Origin of the sequence: uncultured Dysosmobacter sp. (genome assembly GCF_947631165.1) — a bacterium.
Classification (GTDB): domain Bacteria; phylum Bacillota; class Clostridia; order Oscillospirales; family Oscillospiraceae; genus Oscillibacter.
In genome coordinates, this window is record NZ_CANRKH010000019.1 from 17,144 (window position 1) to 34,708 (window position 17,565).

The following is a 17,565-nucleotide window of genomic DNA, read 5'->3' on the forward strand; positions in this document are numbered from 1 at the left end:
TACGCTCAGGGAGCCGTATTCCAAATGCTCTCGTAGTCGTAGTTTACCACATAGGTACGCAGGCCGTCCAGCACTTCCCGGCAGTTTTCCTTCGTCAGGCGGTAGTGCCCCGTGGGCATGGCCTTAGCCAGCTGATAGGTGACCCGTCCCGCCACATGGATATGGTCGGCGTAATTATCCAGGTTTGATATCACTTCAGTATCCGCCATGAAAAATTGCAGTTCTGCGTTTTCATAGTCCAGCAGGGTCCCGGCGGCGTCCTCCAGCATGGTCAGCACCGCCTCGGTCTCCCCGGTGCGCTGGGCCTTGTCCCAAAAGAGGATGCTGTACGGGGAGAAGAAAAAAATAAATTCCGTATCCGGATACCGCTCCAGCCAGCGGGTCACCACCGCCAGATTTTCCCGGCTGCCGGCCAGCAGGGCGTCCGCCGCCAGGGTCTCGCCGGAAGGCTCCGGCCGCTGGTAGCTCCCCAGAGCCAGCGTCTTGGAAAAGAACACATTGCCATCCCATATGAAAGCGTCCTGTATCGCCTGGGCCTCGCCCCGGCTCTTTTTCAGCAGCGTATAGGCGGAGCGAAACAGCACGTCCTTGTTCAGCAGATACCGGCCGTCATTCCAGATATCCTCGTCATAGAGGTAGTCCGGCAGCTCATACGGCTCCTCCGCCGGGGACCGGGCCAGCAGATTCGGGTCCAGGCCGAAGATGACCCGCTTTACGTCCTGCTGGGAAAAGGCATACTCCAGCGCCCGGTCAAACTCCCGAAAGCCCCCGTTGGGGAAGGTGATCTTCACGGTGGACGTGTCGTAAAACACGTCGAACCAGAAGGGACGGTAGTTGGCCGCCAGCGAGGACCCCATGAACAGCGTCTCATAGTCCTGGCTCCGCAGCAGTCCGGCCCCCTGGGCACGCTGGTCGAACCAGATCTCCCCCTCCGGGTCCGGGGCGCGGTAGTGGAAAAAGGGGTCCACCGCCCCCACGAAAACGGCGCAGGCCGTCAACAGCAGACAAGCTACCGCCAGCAGGCCGCAGGTCCAGCGCCGGTATCGGTCTTTCAAAGGAGTCCCCCCTTCCTCCAGGATCAGAAATCAGCATAAATAAAGGTGGACACGCCGTTGAAGGACAGCACGCACCACACCAGCAGCACCGCCAGCGCCGCTCCCAGCCAGGGAGCGGGCTTGACCTCCTCCATTCGCTGGATGACGTTCCGAGGCCAAAGGGATACTGTCAGCGCCGCCGCCAGCAGCAGTCCCAGCGCCAGCGTCGGGACCCAGCCGGAGAGGCCGGGCAGCAGCACCGTCAGCGCCGTGGTCTCGCTCTCCAGCACACCGGCGGAAAGCGTCTGGGCGGAAAACCCCCAGCCGCCGGAAACGGCGGAAGCCAGCAAACTTCCTGCGGCGGACAGGCTGGGCGCCCGGAAAAATACCCAAGCCACATTGACGAAGAGGAATGTCATCCCCCAGCGGAGCGCCTTGGGCAGCCGCTCCCGGCCAGGTCCCCAGGCCCGCTCCAGGACCTGGGCCAATCCGTGAAGGCCGCCCCACGCCAGAAAAGTCCAGCCCGCGCCGTGCCAGAAGCCGCTGGCCAGAAACACCAGCAGGATATTCAGATACGTTCGGGCCGTCCCCCGCCGGCTGCCGCCCAGGGGGATATACAGGCACTCCCGCAGAAAAGTGGTCAGCGTGATATGCCACCGCTTCCAGAACTCCCCCACAGAGAGGCTCCGGTAGGGCGAATCGAAGTTCACCGGCAGCTTTACGCCCAGCAGCCGGGCGCAGCCCGCCGCCACATCGCAGTAGCCGGAAAAATCCAGGTACAATTGCAGGGTATAAGCCAGCATCACCAGCCACGCTTCCGGCGCGGACAGCGCCCCGGGACCGGCCCAGCCATTGGCCGCCACCGCGCCCAAAGGATCTGCCAGCAGGGTCTTTTTCGCCAGGCCGCAGCAGATGGCATATAATCCCGCCGCGATATCCTCCCAGTCAGGCCGCAGAAAGCCCTCTCCCCGCAGCTGGGGAAAAAACGCCCCGGGACGCAGGATCGGCCCCGAGGTCACCGTGGGGAAAAAGAAGACGTACAGCAGCAGATCGTCCCCCTGCTGGGGAACATACTGCCGGGCATGGGCCTCCTTCAGCAGCCACAGCTGCTGGAAGGTGAAAAAGCTGAGGCCCAGGGGCGCCCAGTCCATGGACCACTGGCCGCCGGAAAAAAAGCCGGTGTACTTGAAAGCCATCAGCACGGCGATGTGATAGCCGCAGCCCAATACCAGCGCCAGCCGACGGCGGGCTGGGCCGTCCTCTCCCCGCAGCTGCCGGAGGCACAGGGCAGTCACCGTCGTACCGGCCGCCAGCACCAGCAGTCCGGCCCAGCCGCCGCCGGCGAGATAGAACACAATGCAGGCCGCCGCCAGTGCCAGCTGCCCTGCCCGGGGCGCGTGCCGGGCCAGCGCCGGACAGAGCGCCGCAGTCACGGCCAGAAACGCCAGAAACGAAATGGACTGAAAGCTCATCGCAGCTTGCGGGACAGGGCGTTCAGCCGGGTATCGGCGGTGCTGAGCACCTGGGTCAGGCTTTGGCAGCGGCCGGGATAGTCCTGCCGAAGCGCCTCCGGCGACATATCCGGAAAGGCGGTCTTTCCCTCCTCCTGGATGCGGAGGGCGTGGTCATACTCATTCTCTGCCAGCTTCATGTCCGCCCCCGCCATATCCATGGCACAGGCGGCAGGGTCCAGGGCGAAGTAGCCCTCGTTGGCCCCGGCGGCCCGGTACAGGTGCCGGTAGAGCTGATACACCGCACTGCCCAGATAAGACGCCGCCGCATTGATGGCGGTCTTGTCCCCCAGCTTGCCCAGCAGGCCGAACAGAACCCCGATGGCGCCGGAAAGCAGCTTGCTCTGCAGCGTCGCCATTACGCTGCCCTGCAATATATTGCCCGGCTCGGCGGCGTTGAGGATCTCCTCCTTGGTCAGCATGCTGCCCTCCCGGGACAGAGTGCGGCCCAGAATGAAATCGGCGGAGACGTTATAGTAATCGCAGGCCCTGACCACAAAGCTCAGCCCCGGCTCTCGGACGCCGTTCTCATAGTGGCTCAGCAGGGCCTGGGAAATGCCCAGGTCCCCGGCGGCGGTCCGCTGGGACACGCCCCGCTCCCGCCGCAGCAGGGACAGGGTGCGGGAAAATTCTGAAGTGGAAGCCATCGTTCTCTCTCCTTTAAAGCGGTTTTAATACGCAGGGTATATTTTAGCAAAAGCGCTGCCAAATGTAAAGCAAAACCCGTGAAAGTCCGCTCTGTCATAAGTCGGGTGGAAGCGCTTCTCTTTTCCTGCCAGGACTTTGCACGCCTCATGCTCCTTCTGCGGCGAAAAAACCTTTCCTCTTGATACAGGGCCTGCTAAAAAACGAGAGGGCCGCCAACGGCGGCCCCAGCGCATTGAAAAAACTCTTTAAAACAGGCCCACCTGATTGGGCAGCACATCTCCGCCGATGCTCCGCATCTGCTGGGTATTCTCCTCCCAAAGGCGGTCGGTGATGGCCATTTTGCGCAGGATGTTCTTGGCCGTCAGGTCCAGGGCGGTGCCCTCGCTGTAATCCGCCGGGAAAATAAAATCCACCCGGCCCTTGGCCAGCAGGTCCTCCACACCCATGCGGTTGCTCTCCTGATACACAGCAATAGCCTGTCCGCCGTAAGCCCGCATCATCTTCATGCAGGGCACGTCGGAGAGGCCGTCCCCCATATAGATCATATTGGGAAACGGGACCCGCTTGCTGTCATCAGGCATGGAGTCGTTGAGCGTCTTATCGTCGGACACGTCCAGCACGCCCTTGTTGATGCGATAGACGAACTGGGTCTTGGCAGTAAAGTTGACTGCCAGCTTGGGCCACACGGGCCGCCCCTGCTGGTCATAATAGAACTCGCTGGCGTAGATCTCCTTGAACTCATGGCTGATGGAGGAGCCCTCGATGATCTCCCGCAGGCCGGAGGAAATGATGTAGTGCTCCACCTGGACCCCCTGGGAGGCGCCGAATTCATTGATGCGGCGGAACCAGCTCTCCACGCCGGGAAACAGCACGATGCTGCGGCCCTTCTCCACCAGGTCCTCCCGGGTAAAAGGCAGGTTTTTCCGCTCCGCCTCCCGGATCATGGTATACATGTAGGCAAGGATCCCGTCGATGCGGTTGGCCCGGCCAAAGCCGTTGGCCACCGCCCAGAATTCCGAGGGCGTCATGCCCAGGCTGGGGATGAAGGCATAATCCTGCATGTCGGTGGTGCAGAGGGTCTTGTCAAAATCATATAAGAACGCCACGATGGGCCGCTGCTTTTCCATATGTCCGTTCCTTTCAGAAAAAAGCGGCTCAGCAGAGCCGCTTTTTTCTCAGTTTCCACCTCCGCTGTAATTGCGGCCAAACTTCAGATCGTCCAGGTCGATGCGGCGGGTCGCCTCCAGCGGATCCTCCGTCTGAGCGAAGGGATCGCCTTCGGGATAATCGTCCGCCGGGGGGATCGCGGGGGCCTCCTCCGCCGGCTGCGCGGCAAAGGCCGCCATCACCTTCTCCTCGATCTCCTCCACAGGCGCCTCCGCCGGGGCGGGCTGCTCCGTGGCCACCGGCAGGTCCGGCAGGCGGTCCAGCAGCTGCAGCTCCTGGCTGCACACCTCCCGGGCGGCGGCGATGAACTTCGCCAGCTCCAGACGGCCCTGCTTCAGCCGCTCCTCTGACGCGGCCAGCTCCTGCTGGTAGTGGGCGACCTTCTCCTGGGCGCCGCTCTCCGCCTGGGCCAGGATCTCGTCCCGCTTGCCCTCGGCCTCCCGCACGATGGAATCCGCCATCCGCTGGGCGGTCAGCAGCGTGGCCCGCATGGAATCCTCCGTGGCCCGGTATTCCTCCACCTTTTCCACCAGGACCTTCAGCTTGGCCTTCAAGGCCGCGTTTTCCTTGTACAGCGCCGTATAATCGTCGGTAAGCTCATCCAAAAACTCATCGACCATGGCCATATTGTAACCGCCCATGACCGCCTTGGTAAAGGCATGGGTAGAGACCTCCTGCGGTGTCAGCATTTCGACAGTACCCCTCTCTTCATTGCTCTATCTCAGAAATAAAGCCCGTTATTTTCCAGTTCGTCGATCAGGTCGCCCTCGATATCCACATGGTAGGGCGTGATGATGTACGTGTTGGCGGCCACCTTTTTGATCTTGCCCTCCCCCGCGTAAGCCACGCCGGACAGAAAATCGATCAGGCGGCGGGCAATATCCTTGTTGGTGGATTCCAGGTTCAGCACCACCGTCCGCTTGTCCTTCAGATGGTCCGCGATCTCCGAGGCGTTCTCAAACCGCTCCGGCTTCACCAGCACCACCTTCAGCTGGGTCGTGGCATGGATGTTCACCACCTTGTTGCGGCGATCCTCGATCTTGCTCCGGCGGTCCTCAAAGGCGTCCTTCCGAGGCACTTCCTCGAAGTCCTCAAATTCCTCGTCCTCATCCTCATAGGGATGGGCCAGCTTTTTCAGCTCATCAATAATGCTCATGGCGCGTCCTCCTGTCGGGCCGGTATTTTCAGGAATAATGGCGGGCGCCGAAGATAGCGGTGCCCACCCGGACCATGGTGGCCCCGGCGCGGATGGCGTCCGCGTAGTCGCCGCTCATGCCCATAGAGAGATATTCTAATTTATTATGGAACAATTTTGCGTTAATGTCAACATAAAGTGTCCGAACTTCCTCAAAATACCGCATATTGGTATCCCGGTCCGCGTCGGCGGGCGGAATGGTCATCACGCCCCGGACCCGGACATGAGGGCGGGACAGCGCCGCCTCCGCCGCCGCGAAAAGCTCCGCCGGAGCGAAGCCGCTCTTGGCGGACTCCTCACCGATGTTCACCTCCAGCAGGATGTCCTGCACCAGATCCTGCCGCGCGGCTGTCTTTTCGATCTCGTCCAGCAGCTCCAGGGAGCCGACAGACTGGATCAGGTCCACCTTCCCCACCACCTGCTTCACCTTGTTGCGCTGCAGATGGCCGATAAAATGCAGCGGCGCGCCGTCATAGGCGTTTTCCGCCAGCTTCTGGATCATCTCCTGGACCCGGTTTTCCCCCAGCACATCGATGCCGGCGGCGATGGCCTCCCGGCAGGCAGCCGCGTCGTTCATCTTGCTGGCCCCCACCAGCGTGATCTCCTTCGGGTCCCGTCCGGCCTCCCGGGCCGCCTCCGCGATATTGGCCCGCACCTGGGCGATATTTTCCGCGATAGACATAAGCGTCTTCCCTCCCAAATTGAAATCTATATCCAGGTCCTCGGGCGGTCAGCCCAGGACCTTTCCATCATACAGGTCATTGGCTGAGATGATGACCTCGTCTCCTGGCCGGAGCCGCAGTTTTTCCTGATTCGCCGCAATATCGGGCTGGACCAGAACAAAGCTGTCGCCGCTGTATACCACTTTCACCGGCTTGACCCGGGCTTTCATGCCCACCACGCAGTAAACGCCGGTGGTCGTGGTCTCCGTCACGGTGCCGTCCTCATTCTCCGCCGTCTGTGTGATCATCCGCAGCGCCTCCTTGGGGATGCGGATGCCCTCCACTGTATCGTAGATCGCCTCAGCGCTCTGCTGCCGCAGCAGCGTCAGCAGGGGAAGATAAGTATCCCCCCGGAACACCGCCACGGAATAGCCTCCCTCCTCCGGGCCGATGGAGGCCAGCGTGACCGGAAGATCCCGCTCCACGCTCTTGGTAAAACGCAGCGTCAGGCCGCCCCGCTCCTGCAGCTCCTCTGCCTCCTCCGTGGGCATGGAAGCGGCGTAGTACCACGTGTCGCCCAAGATCAGCTTTCCCACCTCGGACCGGACAGAGCCGTCGGCCTGGACGCCGCTCAGTTGAGAGGGCGTCAGCTCCGCCAGCTTTTCCGGTGTCAGCACAGTCTCAAAGCCGTCCACCACAGCGGAATACAGCCCCGATACAGGCGCTGTGATCCGCCGCACGGACCCCGCCGCCTGTGCCTGCACGCTCTTCCGCTGCGCCTTCAGCTCCTCGATCTGGGCGGAGAGGTCTCCGGTCCCGGCATTGGTATAATCCCGCTTCAGCACCAGGCTCCGAAGCTGGCTGCCGACCTCCTCCGCCTTCACCAGGCGGTCTGCCGCCAGACTGCTTCGATAGGCCAGGATGCTCTGCATGATCTGGGTATCCAGCTTAAAAGAGACTTCAGAACTGAGCGCTGCCTCCTGGGCATATTCCAGCTGCTCGATGCGGGTGGTCAGCGCGTCCAACTCCGCCTGGCGGTCCAGGGACGCCTGGTCCGCGTAGACCGTGGCCACTGTGCCGCCCACGCTGACCCGCTCCCCTTCCGCCCGCTGGAGCCGCAGCAGGCCTCCGGCGTCGTCAGGCAGCACCTGCTCTGTCCGGATCACATAGCCGGACAGGTCCGCCGCCTCCTCCACCTGATAGGCATAGGCCAGCGTGGTGGACAGGGGGTCTGTGAAATACAGATAAACCTGTACTCCAAAGTAAGCCAGGACCGCCAGCGTCACTGCCAGCATCAGTAATTTTGTTCCCAGAGAGTTGTTCTTCATCGTTCCAAGCCTCTTATGTAGCGCGCTCTTTCAGGCGGGCCGTCCGCCGCTCACCGCGGGTCCTCCGCCAGGTCCACCGGCCGGATGGGCGCGATGGTCGATATTGCATGTTTGTAAATGATCTGCTGCTTGCCGTCGCTGTCCAGGACCACCACAAAGGCGTCAAAGCCGGTGATGGTCCCCCGCATCTGGAAGCCGTTCATCAAAAACATGGTGACAGGCAGCTTGTCCCGTTTTGCCCGAAGGAGAAAAATGTCCTGTAAATTTGCCTTGGTCTGCATATCGTCCGCTCCTTTTTTCTTTGTACGGACGATGTGTTCTATCCTCGTCCGCCTGAGGCTAGCATACGCCTGCGGCGGTCAGGATTTCCGTCGAAATCTGTAGGGCCCGTGCAAAATCCCGTTCTTTTTCCCAAAATATCCAGTGAATGTCCCGATTTTTCCGCAGCCAGGTCAGCTGCCGTTTAGCGTACTGCCGGGAGCGGAGCTTCACTTCCTCGATAGCCTCCGCCTCAGCGGCGGTGCCGTCCAGGACTCCCAGGAACTCCTTGTAGCCGATGGCCTGCATGGCCGTGGCTGTCCGAGGCAGCCCGCTTCGCAGCAGCGCCCGGACCTCGTCCAGCAAGCCCTCCTCCACCATGCGGTCTACCCTGCGGTCGATGAGGGCCTTCATATCCGCCCGGTCGGCGAACTGCAAGCCGAGCCATACCGCGTCATACCGGGGCGGCAGCCGCTTCGTCTCCTCATTGTGGGCGGTAATGGTCTTTCCGGTCTCCAGATACACCTCCAGCGCCCGAAGAATACGCTTCTCGTCCGCCGGATGGAGCCGCTCCGCCGACGCCGGGTCGGCCCGGCGCAGCTCCTCCAGCAGCGGGCCGATGCCCTCCGTCTTCAGCCGTTCCTGCAATTTTTTCCGGACGGCCCCGCCGGCATGGCCCCCGGCAAAACCGTGGCCCTTCACCACTGCGTCCAGCCAAAGTCCGGTGCCGCCCACCAGGATGGGCAGCTTCCCACGGGCCAGGATATCGTCGATGATGGGGATGGCGGTCTGTGCGTACCGGGCGGCGGACCACTGCTCCGCCGGGTCCGCCACGGCGACCATGTGGTGGGGCACGCCCTCCATCTCCGCCGCAGTGGGAGCGGCAGTGCCAACGGTCATTCCCCGGTAGATCTGCATGGAGTCGGCGGAGACCACTTCCCCATTCAATTTTTTTGCCAGCAGCACGCCCAGCGTGGTCTTGCCGCAGGCCGTGGGGCCTACGACGCAGACAATTTTAGGGGCCATCTTCTCCGCCTCCTTTTCAGGCGCCTCGATCCCCGGCCGCCATCCCGCTGTCCTTCGGAACGCGCTCGGTATATACGCAGTAAGCGTCCACCATCCCCAGTGAAGATGTCTCCAAGTAGCGGATATCCTCTATCGTCAGTTCCGGGTCGTTGGTCAGCCAATAGTCCGTGCAGCTCTCATAAATCTCCGCACGGGCTCCCGACGGCTCATGGGAAAAGCTCAGCAGCTCCGTATAGCTGCTCTGCCACGGTTCGCCGCCGTTTCCGCTTCCGTACTCGGCACTGATGGTATAGGTCTCGCCGTCAAATACCAGCGTGTGGCAGTACAAGCGGGCCAGGCTTCGCTCCGTGGCGTCATACCAGTCCGCCAGCCGGACCTCGGCCGCCTCGCCGGCCCAGGCCGCCTGGCAGAAGGCCGTCCAGACCTCCGCCCCGGCGGTCACATCGCCATTCTCCGTCACCACGCGGCCCCCGGCCCTGGCCTCCTCCAGCTGCTCCCGCAGCGGGTCCTCGCCGCCGCAGGCAGTCAGCGCCAAAAGCAGCAAAACCGCCAAACATACCGCCCGCCTCATGGACGCCCCCTTTCAAAATGTCTCCGCCAGCTTTCCCGCCAGGGCGCAGGCGGCCTCCAGCTGCTCCGGCGCTTTGGCCGGGTCGATGTCCAGGCCGCCGGCAAACACATAGTCGAACTGCCCCACGCCGAACATGGCGCACAGCTGCCGCCAGTACAGCACGCCCACGCTGTCCTCCCGCTCAAAGTCGCCGCCGGAGGTCAGATACGCCAGCCGCTCCGCCCGGCAGTCGCCGTGGCAGCCATCCGCCTCGTAGTGGTACGTCAGCCCATTGGCGGATACGTACTCGATATAGGTCCGCAGGGCCGCCGGAAAGCTCAGATCCCAGAAGGGCGCGGCCACCACGATCTGGTCCGCCGCCCGGAACTGCCTGGCCAAGCTGAACACCGGCGCGTCCCAGGCCCCTACGGAGGCCAGGGCGTCCCGCTCGTCCAGCATGGCTGCGTCAAAGGGCTTCAGGGCCAGCAAGGTCTCTGGCGGCACGGTCTGGATCTCCGCCTCCGGGCGGTTTTCCTGGAACGCCTTCAAAAACGCCTCCGCCAGCTTCCGTGTCCGGGAGTCGTTCTCCCGCTGGCTGATGCAGCAATCTACAAACAGCAGTTTCATGGCTCGTATCACTCCTCGTCATATACCGTGGTGATGATAGGCTTCCCATCCCGATCCAGCAGTGGCGTCATGCCGCCGGCATTCCCGTCTTTGTGAAAGAAATAGTTCACACCGGTCTTCCGGTCGACCCAGATCTCGCTGAGGGTCACCATTCCCTGGGAATAGATCTTTGCGAACCGTTCATCCCTCTTGGCCATATGCTTTCCTCCAAATCACGCTTTGATCCGTTGGGATCCTCGATATCCGGCCATGCCGGACAACCTCAATTCCGAATTCCCAACGGTTTTACGCTCTCTTGAACATCTTTTCCAGCTCATACTTGGTCAGTTTCACCGCCACGGGCCGCCCATGGGGACAGTATCTCACCTCACCGCTCTGGACCTTTTCCACCAGCACCTTCAATTCTGAGAGGTCGCTGGTCCAGCCGCCCTTGATGGCGGCCTTGCAGGCCATGGTGTGCAGCAGGCTCTCCCGCCGCTCCACCGGATCCCGGCCCGTCCGCAGCTTTTCCGCGAATTCCTCCAAAGTGGCCACGGTGTCCGCCGCGTCGATGTCCGCCGGGATCTCCCGCACCAGAATGGCCCCGTCGCCAAAATCCTCACAGGCAAAGCCGAACTGCTCCAAAAGCGGCAGATTTTCCAGCAGCAGCGCTCCAGTCTCCCGGTCCAGCTCCGCCGCGATGGGCCGCAGCAGCGTCTGACGCATGGGCGGGGTCTGGGCCGCCTTCAGGCGGTCGAAGTTGATCCGCTCATGGGCAGCGTGCTTGTCGATGAGCCACACGCAGCCGTCCTCGCTCTCGCAGATGATGTACGTATGCAGCACCTCTCCCGCGATGCGCCAGGGGGCCTCCTTCGGCGGCTCGATGGTCTGCTGTCCCGGCAGATCCAGTTTCTGCCGCTCCGCCGGAATGGCAGGCACAAAGGGCCGCGCGGGCGGCTCCGGCTTCACTGGGGCCTTGGCTGAGACGTGCTCCCGGGACGGTTCTTCCTCCGTGGGTCGCGCCGCTACGGAAGGCGGAGGGGTCCCCAAGGCCCCGCCGGAAGCCGTGCGGTAACCGAACCGCTGGGGCGCGCTGTCCGCCACGGCGGCGGCGCTCTTCCACTCCGTATTCCAGGCAGGCCGCGCCTTTTCCGCAGGCGGGACGGGCCGGGGCGGCTGCTTGGTCAGAGGGCCGCTCCGATGGCGGAAGGTCTCCGCGTCCATGGACTGGAAAAAATCTCCCCGGGGATTGGCGGTCCGCTCCGCGCTCTTGGGGGCCTGCACAGCTCCGCCCCTGGCGTCCAGGCAGTCCAGCACGGTGTGGTACACCGCGTCGAATACCTCCCGCTCCCGGGCGAACTTCACCTGGGTCTTGGCAGGGTGGACATTCACGTCCACCGCCGTCACCGGCAGGGCAACAGCCAGAACGCAGCCGGGGAACTTCCCCTTCATGATCTGGTTGCGGTAGCCCTCCTCCAGGGCTGCCGTCAGAAGCTGAGACTTGATGAACCGCCCATTGACGAAGAACACCTGCATGGACCGGGAGCCGCGGCTCATGAGAGGCTGGGTCACAAAGCCGGAAACGGCGATCTCGCCGCCCCGCCCCTCCACCGGGATCAGGCTCCGGGCAAAGTCCCGCCCCAGAGCGGCGTAAACGGCGGAGTCCAGCTTCCCGTCGCCGGGGGTGTGGAGGGCCTCCACGCCGTCCTTGATGAACTTAAAGGAGATGTCGGGATGGGACAGGGCCAGATGCTGCATCAATCCCGCCACAGCGGCAGTCTCCGCGCTGTCCTTCTTCATGAATTTTAACCGGGCGGGCGTGTTGTAAAACAGGTCCCGAACCATAATGGTGGTCCCCTCCGGCGCGCCGGCCTCCTCTACCTGACCAGGCACGCCGCCCTCCAGATGCAGGGCCGCTCCGCACCGCTCCCCCCGCTGACAGGTCAGGATATCGACCCGGCTGACGGCGGAAATGGCGGCCAGGGCCTCGCCCCGAAAGCCCAGGGTCCCGATCTTCCCCAGATCCTCGGAGGTCCGCAGCTTGCTGGTGGCGTGGCGCAGAAAGGCGGTGGGCAGCTCGCCGGGCGCGATGCCGCAGCCGTTGTCCGTCACGCGGATCAGGCCCATGCCGCCCCGCTGGATCTCCACCACCACGGCGGCAGCCCCGGCGTCAATGGCATTTTCCACCAGTTCCTTCACCACGCTGGCCGGCCGCTCCACCACCTCACCGGCAGCGATCAGATCCGCTACATGGGATTCCAGTTGTTGAATGTGTGGCATTCTCTTCTCCTTTCGTGGAGCGGCCGGCCCGCCGCAAACGCGGCGTTCAAGCGTTTTGCCCCTGGCAAAACCTTGAAATCGGCCAAATTTACTTTGGACGATTTGAATTAAATCACGGGGTCCCCAGCGGATGGGACATTCGCTGGGGTCCGCTCCACCACCTCACCGGCAGCGATCAGATCAGCTACATGGGATTCCAGTTGTTGAATGTGTGGCATAAGCCCACCTCCGGTCCTCTCCGAAATATCACAGCAGCAGCACCGCTACCAGGGGAATGGTGACGATGGACGCCAGCGTGGTCAAAAAGGTGATCCGGGCCATGCTCTCCGCGTCGCCGCCGTATTCCATGCAGAGCATGGAGCCATTGACCGCTACCGGCATGGCCATCTGAGAAATGGCAACGCCCATCACCAGATATCCGGCGTCCATTCCCCGCAGGATCAGCCACAGAGCCGCCGGCATCACCAACAGCCGCACAACTGACAGAAGCCACAGCTTCGGCGAGGCGAACACCTGTCCCACAGGCAGCCCTGCCAACAGGGAGCCCACCAGCAGCAGGGACAGCGGCACTGTGATGCCGCCCACGAAATCCAGCATCTCGCCCAACAGCGCGGGCGGCCGCAGGCCGCTCAACGCCAGCAGCAGCGCCAGCAGCGACGCCACCACACAGGGCGAAAACATCTGGCGGAGCCGGAACCGTCTGGCACCCACCAGCAGCAGCGGTCCCATGGTAAAGGCCATCAGATTAAAGGGCAGCGCCAGCACCACGGCGTAAAACAGCGCCTCCGGCCCAAACAGGGCCACCGCCACGGGATAGCCGATAAAGCCCACATTGGGGAACATCATGGTAAAGCGCCAAACGCCCTTCTCCCCCGGCGTACCCCGCATCAGCCGCGGCACCGCCAGCATGAACAGCGCCTCCATGACGTAAAACACCACGCCCACCTTCAAAATGGACAGCACCTCCGCCAATCCTGGCAGAGCCTCCCCGGTGATAACTGCCGCAAGGATCATGGCAGGCATGGTGATCCGCAGCAGCAGCTTTGAGATCCGCTGGTCCGTCTCCCCGCCCAGGATACCCATCCGGTTGGCTGCATAGCCCAGGACGATGGCGAAGAGGATCACCAGCATTTCACAAAGCGTATCCAAAAAACTCATGCGTCTCGTTTCCTCTTTTCACAAAAGCATCCCGCTCAGTTCTCCCGCCACTGGGCGCCGTAGCCCAGGGCGATCACCATGGCCCGCAGCTGGCGGGCGGAGCGGTCGGCGTCCGGTCCCTCCGCCAGGGACCGGAGCAGGTGATTTTTCCCCGTGGTCTCGATGTTCACGGTCCAGCCGGTCCCCGCGTGGCCCAGGGCGTCCCGATTGGGCCAGCAGTGGACCATTTTGATACTGGACCGAGGAACAGCGGTCTCGTTCAGATACAGCGTGTCCTCCGTCACGGTCCAGGTGCCGGGTCCCTGCTTCTCCCTCCCGCCCAGCAGCTTGACGCAGGCAGGATACAGGACCCGGAACAGCACATAGGCCCCCAGGGCGATCAGCGCCCCTCTGGCAAAGCCCTCCAGGTGGATATACCGCGCCCAGATCATCGTCACGCCCCCCGCCAGCAGGCAGCTCAGCGCCAGGGCGGGCAGGGCCTTCTTCCAGCCGTCGGACTGGATCAGCAGTTCTCCAGACATGCTCCGTCTCCTTTCACAGCATCGTCCACACGCTCAGGGCGTTGGCAGCGGCGTGGAGGGCGATGGAAGTCCACAGCGTCCCGCTGTGCTCATAGGCCCAGGCCAGCACCAGCCCCGGCACCAGATACTGCACCATCAGCAGAAAATAGGTGATATCCTGCCGTACCACTGCAAACTGCCACACGTGCAGCAGCGCAAACAGCAGGCAGCTCACCAGATACGCCACCGTCCGGCTCTTGCTTTTCAAATTGCCGAACACCAGGCCCCGAAAGAGGACCTCCTCCACAAAGGGTGCCAAAAACACGACGATCAGCAGCGTCAGCCGGGGCGCGTCGTCGATCTGGGCAGAGATGGTGGTGTCGTTCAGATTGGTATGGTTGGTGAACAGCAGATTGGTCAGCCGGTACACCAGCTCGTTCAGGCCGTACAGGCCGATCAGGCCCACCACCAGCGTCTTGCAGGCGCTCCCCAGGTTGTCCGCAAAATGGCGGGAGGTGCGGCCCAGAAAACCATGGAAAATGATGATCGTCACGGCGAAGAGCACGTAATAGTAGATCATGTTTTGCAGAGCGCTGGAGATCGTCATCCCCATCAGCTTCCCCGCCAAGCGGAACATGGGCGCGGCGGCAAAGGGCAGCACCAGCAGGTAGATGACAAAAAACACGACCCCCGCGATCTGCTCTCCCGCCGTCATATAGGCGGCTGATTTGCGTTTAGCCATCGCTTTTCGTACCTCCGGACAGGAATTTCTATCTCACTGCAATTTCTGCTTCAGCTCATACAGCAGCGTCATCGCCTCAATGGGTGTCAGCGTGTCTGGCTGGCAGCGGCGGAGGGTATCCAGCACCTCGCCCTCGCCGATAGCCTCCAGCGACACCTGGTCCGCCTCCTGCCGGGCGGCCACGTACTGCACGCCGTTCTCCTCCTCCAGCTCCTTCAGGACCGCCCTGGCCCGCTGGACCACCTGGTCCGGCAGCCCCGCCAGCTTGGCCACCTCGATGCCGTAGCTGCGGTCCGCGCCGCCGGGGATGATCTTCCGCAGGAAGATGATGTCCTCCCCACGGGCCTTCACGGCAATGTTGTAGTTCACGGCGCCGGGAAGGGTGTTCTCCAGCTCCGTCAGCTCGTGGTAATGGGTCGCGAACAGGGTCTTGGCCCGTTTTTTCTCCGCGCAGTACTCCAGCACCGCCCGGGCGATGGACATGCCGTCAAAGGTGCTGGTGCCCCGGCCGATCTCGTCCAGGATCAGCAGGGAGTTTTTCGTGGCGTGGCGCAGGATATCGGAGACCTCCGTCATCTCCACCATGAAGGTGGACTGCCCGGCGCTGAGGTCGTCGCTGGCGCCGATGCGGGTAAAGATGCGGTCCACCACACCGATGTGGGCGTGGGCTGCCGGGACAAAGCTGCCCATCTGCGCCATCAGCACGATCAGCGCCACCTGGCGCATGTAAGTGGACTTGCCCGCCATGTTGGGCCCGGTGATGATGGCGACCCGTTCCTTCTTCTCCCCCATGAAGGTGTCGTTGGGGACGAACAGGCTGTCCTTCAGCATCCGCTCCACCACCGGGTGGCGGCCCTCCCGGATCTCGATAACGCCGGATTCGTCCACGTCGGGGCGGCAGTAGTTGTTCCGCACCGCCACGGCGGCGAAGGACGCCAGCGCGTCCGCCTCGGCCACAGCGGCGGCCGCCCGCTGGATGCGGGGCGCGGCGGCGGATATCTCCTCCCGCAGAGCGGTGAACAGCTCGTATTCCAGGGCCACCACCCGCTCCGAGGCCGTCAGGATCTCATGCTCCAGGTCCTTCAGCTCCTGGGTTATGAACCGCTCGCCGTTCACCAGGGTCTGTTTGCGGATGTAGGTGTCCGGCACCTGGTCCTTGAAGGAGTTGCTGACCTCGATGTAATACCCGAACACCTTGTTGTATCCGATCCTCAGGGTCCGGATGCCGGTGCGCTCCCGCTCCTGGGCCTCCATCTCCGCCATCACGCCCTTGCCGCTTTTCAGGATGTGCCGCAGGCGGTCCACTTCCTCGTTGAAGCCGTCCCGGATGAAACCGCCCTCCCGAACGGAGAACGGCGGCTCGTCGTCGATGGCGGCGGCGATGCGCCCGCCGATGTCGTCCAGCGTATCCAGCTCGCCCGTCAGCTCCGCCAGCCGCCTATCGTTCAGGCCGGACAGTCCCGCCTTCACGGCGGGCAGCTTTTCAATGGCGGCCCGGAGAGAGGCCATGTCCCGTCCCCCGGCGGTGCCGTAGACGATGCGGCCGATGAGCCGCTCCATGTCCCCCAGGCCCGTCATGGCGGCGATCAGCTCTTCCCGCTGGATGGTGTTCTCCACCAGGGCGCTGACGGCGGAATTCCGCTTGCAGATGGCGGTAACGCTCAGCAGGGGCCGCTCCAGCCAGGACCGGAGCCGCCGCCCGCCCATGGGGGTTTTGGTCTTGTCCAGGACCCACAGCAGGCTTCCCTTCTTCTCCTTGTTCCGCAGGGTCTCCGTCAGCTCCAGATTGCGCCGGGCCGTCAGGTCCAGCTCCATGAACCGGCCCTGCTCGTAATAATCCAGGTCGTTGATGTGGGAGAGGTCCGTTTTCTGGGTCTCGTAGAGGTAATGCAGCAATCCCCCCAGGGCCATGGCCGCCGCCGGTTCCCCGGCGGGCAGACGCTTCAGGGCTTCCTCGCCGAACTGCCTGCGGATGTTTTTCTCCGCCTCATTCAGCAAAAAGCGCCGCTCGCCGCCATTTTCCACGCGGCAGCGGAACTTCTCCGCCAAGGCGGAAGTCAGCGTCTTTTCCCCATAGGCGCCGTCGTTCAAAATGGCCTCCGCCGGAGAGAAGCGGCCCAGCTCGTTGATGACGTGCTCCACCCGGTCCTTGCCGGAGAAGGCAGTCAGATGGGCCTTGCCGGTGGTGATGTCGCAGAAGGCCGCGCCGGCGGCGCGGGAGTCTATGTAAATGCCGCAGAGGAAATTGCTGGACTTATCGTCGAGACACGCGGCGTCGATGACGGTGCCCGGCGTGACGACCCGGATGATGTCCCGCTTCACCAGCCCCTTGGCAGTGGCAGGGTCCTCCATCTGCTCGCAGATGGCCACCTTGTAGCCCTTGGCGATGAGCCGGGCGATGTAGGCCTCGCTGGCATGATACGGGATGCCGCACATGGGGATCTGCTCCTCTGCGGGCTTGGCGTGCTTGCCATGATCCCGGGAGGTCAGGGTCAGATCCAGCTCTTTCGACGCCAGACGGGCGTCGTCGGCGAACATCTCGTAGAAGTCGCCCAGCCGGAAGAACAGAATGGAATCCGGATTGTCCTTTTTGATCTCCAGATATTGCTTCATCATGGGGGTCAGTTCCGCCATGGTCACACCTCGTTCTCTTTCTGTTTCAATGTCCTGCACACCAGCTCGTCCAGCGAGATATCATAGAGGTCCGCCAAAGCGACCAGCGTGGAAAGTGACGGCTCACGTTCACCCCGTTCATAGGTCTGATACGTGCGCCAGCTAATGCCGATTTTACTTGCAAGGGCAGTCTGACTGAGGCCAGCCGCTTTCCGCAATTTTAAAAGGTTTTCGGGAAAAGTCATTTTTTCCTCATTTCTCTTGACAGACACGATTGTGTCTGTTAT

19 protein-coding genes are annotated in these 17,565 nt (G+C 62.8%); all 19 read right to left on the reverse strand.

Annotated features, from left to right (window positions below; translation table 11 throughout):
- Window positions 1–5: 5 nt before the first annotated feature.
- Window positions 6–1,055 carry a hypothetical protein gene (locus Q0Z69_RS10245; protein WP_298032966.1) on the reverse strand — a complete coding sequence of 350 codons (1,050 nt, stop codon included), beginning with the start codon at window positions 1,053–1,055 and terminating at the stop codon, window positions 6–8.
- Window positions 1,056–1,078: 23 nt separating this feature from the next.
- The gene (locus Q0Z69_RS10250) at window positions 1,079–2,506 is read right to left on the reverse strand and encodes an MBOAT family protein (RefSeq protein WP_298032968.1); all 1,428 of its coding nucleotides are present in this window, start codon (window positions 2,504–2,506) and stop codon (window positions 1,079–1,081) included.
- The gene (locus tag Q0Z69_RS10255) at window positions 2,503–3,192 is read right to left on the reverse strand and encodes a helix-turn-helix domain-containing protein (RefSeq protein ID WP_298032975.1); all 690 of its coding nucleotides are present in this window, start codon (window positions 3,190–3,192) and stop codon (window positions 2,503–2,505) included. The genes Q0Z69_RS10250 and Q0Z69_RS10255 overlap by 4 nt, the downstream gene beginning before the upstream one ends.
- 246 nt (window positions 3,193–3,438) lie before the next feature.
- The gene (locus tag Q0Z69_RS10260; protein WP_298032977.1) at window positions 3,439–4,320 is read right to left on the reverse strand and encodes an HAD family hydrolase; all 882 of its coding nucleotides are present in this window, start codon (window positions 4,318–4,320) and stop codon (window positions 3,439–3,441) included.
- Between the two features lie 48 nt (window positions 4,321–4,368).
- Window positions 4,369–5,049, reverse strand: a complete 681-nt coding sequence (locus Q0Z69_RS10265; protein ID WP_298032980.1) for a DivIVA domain-containing protein — start codon at window positions 5,047–5,049, stop codon at window positions 4,369–4,371.
- 32 nt (window positions 5,050–5,081) lie between these two features.
- Window positions 5,082–5,516, reverse strand: a complete 435-nt coding sequence (locus tag Q0Z69_RS10270) for a cell division protein SepF (RefSeq protein WP_298032982.1) — start codon at window positions 5,514–5,516, stop codon at window positions 5,082–5,084.
- Between the two features lie 28 nt (window positions 5,517–5,544).
- Window positions 5,545–6,237, reverse strand: a complete 693-nt coding sequence (locus Q0Z69_RS10275) for a YggS family pyridoxal phosphate-dependent enzyme (protein WP_298032985.1) — start codon at window positions 6,235–6,237, stop codon at window positions 5,545–5,547.
- Window positions 6,238–6,285: 48 nt separating this feature from the next.
- Window positions 6,286–7,545 carry an HlyD family efflux transporter periplasmic adaptor subunit gene (locus Q0Z69_RS10280; RefSeq protein ID WP_298032987.1) on the reverse strand — a complete coding sequence of 420 codons (1,260 nt, stop codon included), beginning with the start codon at window positions 7,543–7,545 and terminating at the stop codon, window positions 6,286–6,288.
- A 50-nt stretch (window positions 7,546–7,595) separates the two neighbouring features.
- Window positions 7,596–7,826, reverse strand: a complete 231-nt coding sequence (hfq, locus tag Q0Z69_RS10285; RefSeq protein ID WP_298032990.1) for an RNA chaperone Hfq — start codon at window positions 7,824–7,826, stop codon at window positions 7,596–7,598.
- 58 nt (window positions 7,827–7,884) lie between these two features.
- Window positions 7,885–8,829: a tRNA (adenosine(37)-N6)-dimethylallyltransferase MiaA gene (miaA, locus tag Q0Z69_RS10290; RefSeq protein ID WP_298032992.1), complete on the reverse strand. Its 945-nt coding sequence runs from the start codon at window positions 8,827–8,829 to the stop codon at window positions 7,885–7,887.
- Between the two features lie 16 nt (window positions 8,830–8,845).
- On the reverse strand, window positions 8,846–9,382 hold the full coding sequence (locus tag Q0Z69_RS10295; protein WP_298032994.1) for a hypothetical protein: 537 nt from the start codon (window positions 9,380–9,382) through the stop codon (window positions 8,846–8,848).
- A 30-nt stretch (window positions 9,383–9,412) separates the two neighbouring features.
- The gene (locus Q0Z69_RS10300) at window positions 9,413–10,006 is read right to left on the reverse strand and encodes an NAD(P)H-dependent oxidoreductase (RefSeq protein WP_298032997.1); all 594 of its coding nucleotides are present in this window, start codon (window positions 10,004–10,006) and stop codon (window positions 9,413–9,415) included.
- An 8-nt stretch (window positions 10,007–10,014) separates the two neighbouring features.
- Window positions 10,015–10,203 (reverse strand): DUF6440 family protein, encoded by a 189-nt coding sequence (locus tag Q0Z69_RS10305; protein WP_298033000.1) that lies wholly within the window; start codon window positions 10,201–10,203, stop codon window positions 10,015–10,017.
- An 88-nt stretch (window positions 10,204–10,291) separates the two neighbouring features.
- The gene (mutL, locus tag Q0Z69_RS10310; RefSeq protein ID WP_298033003.1) at window positions 10,292–12,265 is read right to left on the reverse strand and encodes a DNA mismatch repair endonuclease MutL; all 1,974 of its coding nucleotides are present in this window, start codon (window positions 12,263–12,265) and stop codon (window positions 10,292–10,294) included.
- Window positions 12,266–12,511: 246 nt separating this feature from the next.
- Window positions 12,512–13,423: an AEC family transporter gene (locus tag Q0Z69_RS10315; protein ID WP_298033006.1), complete on the reverse strand. Its 912-nt coding sequence runs from the start codon at window positions 13,421–13,423 to the stop codon at window positions 12,512–12,514.
- 35 nt (window positions 13,424–13,458) lie between these two features.
- The gene (locus Q0Z69_RS10320; RefSeq protein WP_298033008.1) at window positions 13,459–13,944 is read right to left on the reverse strand and encodes a hypothetical protein; all 486 of its coding nucleotides are present in this window, start codon (window positions 13,942–13,944) and stop codon (window positions 13,459–13,461) included.
- Window positions 13,945–13,957: 13 nt separating this feature from the next.
- Window positions 13,958–14,665, reverse strand: a complete 708-nt coding sequence (locus Q0Z69_RS10325; protein ID WP_298033011.1) for a CPBP family intramembrane glutamic endopeptidase — start codon at window positions 14,663–14,665, stop codon at window positions 13,958–13,960.
- A gap of 33 nt (window positions 14,666–14,698) precedes the next feature.
- Window positions 14,699–17,299 (reverse strand): DNA mismatch repair protein MutS, encoded by a 2,601-nt coding sequence (gene mutS, locus Q0Z69_RS10330; protein ID WP_298033013.1) that lies wholly within the window; start codon window positions 17,297–17,299, stop codon window positions 14,699–14,701.
- 2 nt (window positions 17,300–17,301) lie between these two features.
- A complete protein-coding gene (locus Q0Z69_RS10335) occupies window positions 17,302–17,523 on the reverse strand; it encodes a helix-turn-helix domain-containing protein (RefSeq protein ID WP_298033015.1) in 222 nt (73 codons plus the stop codon).
- Between the last annotated feature and the right edge of the window lie 42 nt (window positions 17,524–17,565).

Coding starts and splice junctions, on each gene's coding strand:
- mutL (WP_298033003.1), bottom strand. CDS start 12,265: ATGCCACACATTCAACAACTGGAATCCCATGTAGCGGATCTGATCGCT.
- Q0Z69_RS10335 (WP_298033015.1), bottom strand. CDS start 17,523: ATGACTTTTCCCGAAAACCTTTTAAAATTGCGGAAAGCGGCTGGCCTC.
- Q0Z69_RS10305 (WP_298033000.1), bottom strand. CDS start 10,203: ATGGCCAAGAGGGATGAACGGTTCGCAAAGATCTATTCCCAGGGAATG.
- Q0Z69_RS10260 (WP_298032977.1), bottom strand. CDS start 4,320: ATGGAAAAGCAGCGGCCCATCGTGGCGTTCTTATATGATTTTGACAAG.
- Q0Z69_RS10280 (WP_298032987.1), bottom strand. CDS start 7,545: ATGAAGAACAACTCTCTGGGAACAAAATTACTGATGCTGGCAGTGACG.
- Q0Z69_RS10250 (WP_298032968.1), bottom strand. CDS start 2,506: ATGAGCTTTCAGTCCATTTCGTTTCTGGCGTTTCTGGCCGTGACTGCG.
- hfq (WP_298032990.1), bottom strand. CDS start 7,826: ATGCAGACCAAGGCAAATTTACAGGACATTTTTCTCCTTCGGGCAAAA.
- Q0Z69_RS10300 (WP_298032997.1), bottom strand. CDS start 10,006: ATGAAACTGCTGTTTGTAGATTGCTGCATCAGCCAGCGGGAGAACGAC.
- mutS (WP_298033013.1), bottom strand. CDS start 17,299: ATGGCGGAACTGACCCCCATGATGAAGCAATATCTGGAGATCAAAAAG.
- miaA (WP_298032992.1), bottom strand. CDS start 8,829: ATGGCCCCTAAAATTGTCTGCGTCGTAGGCCCCACGGCCTGCGGCAAG.
- Q0Z69_RS10315 (WP_298033006.1), bottom strand. CDS start 13,423: ATGAGTTTTTTGGATACGCTTTGTGAAATGCTGGTGATCCTCTTCGCC.
- Q0Z69_RS10320 (WP_298033008.1), bottom strand. CDS start 13,944: ATGTCTGGAGAACTGCTGATCCAGTCCGACGGCTGGAAGAAGGCCCTG.
- Q0Z69_RS10275 (WP_298032985.1), bottom strand. CDS start 6,237: ATGTCTATCGCGGAAAATATCGCCCAGGTGCGGGCCAATATCGCGGAG.
- Q0Z69_RS10325 (WP_298033011.1), bottom strand. CDS start 14,665: ATGGCTAAACGCAAATCAGCCGCCTATATGACGGCGGGAGAGCAGATC.
- Q0Z69_RS10270 (WP_298032982.1), bottom strand. CDS start 5,516: ATGAGCATTATTGATGAGCTGAAAAAGCTGGCCCATCCCTATGAGGAT.
- Q0Z69_RS10255 (WP_298032975.1), bottom strand. CDS start 3,192: ATGGCTTCCACTTCAGAATTTTCCCGCACCCTGTCCCTGCTGCGGCGG.
- Q0Z69_RS10265 (WP_298032980.1), bottom strand. CDS start 5,049: ATGCTGACACCGCAGGAGGTCTCTACCCATGCCTTTACCAAGGCGGTC.